The organism is Paenibacillus harenae DSM 16969 (assembly GCF_000422465.1).
Classification (GTDB): Bacteria; Bacillota; Bacilli; order Paenibacillales; family Paenibacillaceae; genus Pristimantibacillus; species Pristimantibacillus harenae.
Genome location: NZ_AULV01000034.1, coordinates 1 through 4,332, shown reverse-complemented (window position 1 = coordinate 4,332; position 4,332 = coordinate 1). Strand labels below are relative to the sequence as shown.

Here is a 4,332-nt window from a genome sequence, read left to right as displayed (position 1 = left end):
AGGTGTGGAGAGTTTGACGCTTACAGTGCAACTGCGGATGCCTGAGCGACAGCACCCGGTGATCGAGCACAGTGTCGAGCCTTGCGCCGATCGTCTTTTTGTTGATCTCAAAAGGCAGCCGCGCTGCGGCGCTGAAGCACCGGACCGACGCCGTGCGGATCACGATTCCACCGGGCGCTTTAGACGCAAGCTCAGCAGTGCCGGTTACGGAGACGACCGATTCCAGGCTAAGCGGTGTTTCGGCGAGCTCCCCTCGAGGACGCATTGTATGATTCCGCTCCGGTCGCGCACGTGCATAAAGGCAAGCTGGCCGAGATGGCGAATGCTATGAACCCATCCGTGTATGGTTACGGGATGCCCCATATGTTCGAAGACATGGGCGCAAAGCACACGGACTTGCTTGGTTGAATGAGTTTCCATGAGTAAACACTCCCTTTATTAAAAGGGGTACTGCGTAGTACGAAGTTGTTGTTGTTGTCATCGTCACCGTCGTCCAAACATCGATCTAAATAACGATGGTACAGCTGAATATAGCATACCTATTGGGTTGACGAGGAATTCCTACCGCGTTACCGGATTAGAAACTGGCCAAGAATACCGCTTAACTGTCATTGATTATGATATTGCAGGAAATCAGGGCCACTATGAATACATTTATTTCAATACTAACCGGCCGCCTGTCGCAGATTTTGATTGGACGCCAAAACCGAAGGTTTGGTAAGGAGACTTAGTCAAGCTTGTTGTCCGAAGAAAATAAAGTATTAACTGCAACCATTGATTTAACGCCGTTTTTGAATTGAAGAATCGCCATCTTTTGAAAAATAAGTTTTAGACTGATTCATTAAAAGAAACAGCGGCGAACCAAGACTTGAAAAATAAAGTCTTAGACCGCCGCTGGTGTCATTCAACTAACATTCCCAGTTAGTTAAGTGCATCTCGCCACTTTCGGAAACAGCTGTGTGGCTCAAGCCATCATTCTAACGTTAATTGAATTCCTGTATATCACTGCCAATAACCCGAATAGTATCCCGCCTACTAGTGCGGCTCAATTCTTTCAGTGTAGCACACCCCCACTGACCTACGAGCTTACAATAACTATCGGAATCTTGCATTTGTAAAGCCACACCGAAGATCGTCATGGTCCAGGCTACCTTGGGGAGTGATTGTTGAGCATTTACCATTCATTGAGATGATTACCGATCGATATTGTGCATTATTGCACTGTAAAGAAAATCTGCTAAATCCTCACTGCTATATTGATTAAAATAGTTTTTGAATCGTGCATCGAATTTGTAGGTATGGGCAATGCATGCCAGTAACTCTGCATCGCATGTCGTGAATTGCATTAAACTTTTTTTCCACTCCTCGATTAATCGCTGAACTTCATCGGAGGAAGGAGACTGATCGATACAAGACGCAATTTGTTTGAATAGTTCCTCCACCTCGGCGAAACGTTCCTCTTTTTCGTCTTGCGATAAGGTTTCCAACGTTTCGTTATACGCTTTATACGCTTCTGTCTCGCCATATAGGAATCTCGCCTCATTGGCATATTGTTCTTTCAACGGCAACACGGAAGAATGGTTGAAGAGCGGCAAATCGCTAATATCTTTCCCCGAAACATATTCATCAAGAGCCGCCATAATCGTTTCTAGTCTTTGTTTTTTCATCAATAAGGCTTGTCTCTGCTGCTTTACGATTTCTTTCTGCTCTTGCTTGGTCAGCTTTATGATATCCGCAATCTCTTTCAAGGGAAAATCCATTTCCTTCAAGAATAAAATGGTTTGAAGCTTTTCCAAACTGCTTCGTTCATATAGGCGATACCCTTTTTCCGTCAGGTGTGTCGGTTTAAATAAATCGATTCTATCGTAATAATGCAAGGTTCTAGTTGTAATGCCCGTAATCTGAACAATATCTTTAACCGCTAATAATGGTTTCTTCATCCCAGAATCCTTTTACTTCTTCTAGTATTTGAGCAGCAGGTGTTATTGTGGCCTCAAAGATCGTTCTTCCTGTTTTTCTTAAATAATACTGGATTAAATAATATCCGCAAGCGTAGCCGGCGCTGTAAGGCATATTGACCGGTTTAAAGTTCTGAAGTTCTGCGATCTCGTCACCGTAAAGATACGGAGCAAATTGATCAAAGCCCGTTAATTGCAATTGCTCTCGAAGCACAGGCTTTATGCGCCTGTTAAGCGTTTCTCCGTTTGTTTTCGTTACCCACGGGCCGAGCAGTTCTTTTCCAAACAAGAACGTAGCATAGTTTTCAGCCAATCCTTCGCTTACAATAAGCTCGCCTAAATTAACGGTGTGATCCCACTGAATAAATTGATATCGCACATTATGGTTGCATTCGTGAGCCAGCGCAGCCTTCATTCGAGGAATCGTGTACTCATTTGGCAAGAGTGTACCCCAGATAAACCCGGGGATGCCCCCAAAGCCGCTATATCCTTCGTTTATTGCTAAGGCACGGCTTTCCGGATTCCCTAATTGCAGGGTAAACAAATATTCGGATACGGGGAGACTTATTTTATGTTCTATAAATAGACGGAGGCTTTTCCTTACAGCATCCTCACACTCTGACCAAAAAGAATCTGACGAAATCAACTCTATCTCAGATGAGATCTGCCGACTTATCTGATCAGGGGATCGATGCATCATATTATTCATCGTAATAACGTCAAAACCATTCGCCTCTTCAGCTTTAAAAGGAATCTGTTGAATTTGCCATTGTTTCATAAAGGGAGCCATCATTTCGTTTCTGAATAATTCAAGTTTTTCCTCGGGCGAAGCTTGGGCAACTTTTTGATAAATATGATCCGAGCGCAATGTTCTGATGTTCATGTCTCTCACTCCTAGTTATGTATTCTTAAAGAGCATTATGTGCTATGACCTTACGTCATAGTCAAGAACTTTGAATCAAATACTGAAAATTAGGTACATGGTGCTCCATCAGATACATCAAAGAACTCTTAAAACTATCCTCCCGTTCAATGAAAAAGCAGGTCGCCGCTGCGCCTGCACTTCAATGTAAGTTATTCTATCGTTATCCGTTACTTCAATAAGTTTATTTACGAACTAAATGCTCTATATAATCATAATCAATTGAATTATCTACTGAAGTGTAGAAAAACCCTTTGTACCTTATTGTATCATTCGAGTTTATGATTAACTCTTTAATCGTTTTTCCCTTATTATCAAAAATGGTTATTCTAAGGCTATAACCCATATACCCAAATGAAGGTTTACCCTTTTGAAATGATACTTCACTCAGATTATTGATAATTTTGGTAATATCATTTACATCAGTAATTTCCATTTCATATCCTGTGTTCCCATCGAAAACAGTTATATTAGAAACGATAGATGGATCTATACTCACGACTTTATGAGGTATATATGTCAAAGCAAACATCAAAAGTAAAACTAATGGAACGGCAATTATAATCCATTTTCTTTTTTTCATAAACAATCCCCCTCTTATCCTCAACAATCAGACGAAAACCAAGTGATATTGTTGCGCTATCCTGCCAGTTAGATGAGAAAAGGACTGCCACTTGGCAGCCCCTCGGTGCTCAACTATCGTACACGTTAGCGGAATGATGATTCGCTCAATGGTCCCAACCGGACAATCCGCTGACGATGCAAGCCAGGAAGATCGGGCTGCTCACCATCAGGGCTTGCAATGTCGTCGGAGTAGGCGGGTCGGATGCGAGTCAAACCCACTTGACCCGGGCTCGGCGGATGTTTATTGTCCAAACGCCCACGCCACCATCAGCGGGAACTCTTCTCGCCACATCACATCGTCGTGCGATGCGACCCGCTCTCTCATTTCAACGTCCGCACCTGCATCGCGCAGCGCAACAGCCCACCGGGTCGCGTTCTCGAGAAAGAACGGCTCCAGTGTGCCGGCTACGAGGTAGGTGCGCGGTAGCGGGCTTGGCATCACGGCAGGTGGTCGGTAGCCCCCGCCTGGCGACGCGGAAAAGACCGTACCGTAGATGTCCGGATGCCGAAGCCCTATGGCGAGTGAGAGCTCTCCACTCGCCGACACGCCGCACACCGCGGTGCGATTGGCGGGCAGCGCGACGCTGAAGCGCGATCGCACCCATCGGCGAACGTCCTCGACGAAGAACCTCTCGTGTGCCGCGAACCGTTCCTGGTCGAACGGTGGTGAGTACTCATGGATGCGCACCATCTCATCCTCATCGGACGTCCGGTAGGCACCAACGATCATCGTGGGCGGTACGTCGGCGGCCTCGAGGTACCCGCCCCACTGCGAGATCAGCTGACCGTCACCGGCGAACACGACTGCCTGGGGTGGATCCGGAGGGA

General features: G+C 45.6%; 5 protein-coding genes and 1 pseudogene. All 6 read right to left on the bottom strand.

Annotation, left to right across the window (positions count from 1 at the left end):
* Positions 1–265, bottom strand: a pseudogene (locus H581_RS37830) (hypothetical protein); the annotation flags it as partial.
* Positions 205–363, bottom strand: coding sequence for an OB-fold nucleic acid binding domain-containing protein (locus tag H581_RS39645; protein WP_425414592.1), 159 nt, complete (start codon positions 361–363; stop codon positions 205–207). The pseudogene H581_RS37830 and the gene H581_RS39645, both read right to left, overlap by 61 nt.
* A gap of 830 nt (positions 364–1,193) precedes the next feature.
* A complete protein-coding gene (locus H581_RS0110130; RefSeq protein WP_028609887.1) occupies positions 1,194–1,940 on the bottom strand; it encodes a MerR family transcriptional regulator in 747 nt (248 codons plus the stop codon).
* Positions 1,915–2,841: a DUF2268 domain-containing putative Zn-dependent protease gene (locus H581_RS0110125; RefSeq protein WP_028609886.1), complete on the bottom strand. Its 927-nt coding sequence runs from the start codon at positions 2,839–2,841 to the stop codon at positions 1,915–1,917. Before H581_RS0110125 ends, H581_RS0110130 begins: the two co-directional genes overlap by 26 nt.
* A 223-nt stretch (positions 2,842–3,064) precedes the next feature.
* Positions 3,065–3,463, bottom strand: a complete 399-nt coding sequence (locus tag H581_RS0110120) for a hypothetical protein (RefSeq protein WP_028609885.1) — start codon at positions 3,461–3,463, stop codon at positions 3,065–3,067.
* A gap of 282 nt (positions 3,464–3,745) precedes the next feature.
* Positions 3,746–4,332 (bottom strand): alpha/beta hydrolase (locus tag H581_RS0110115; protein ID WP_028609884.1); only part of this gene is annotated, 587 nt, incomplete at its 5' end.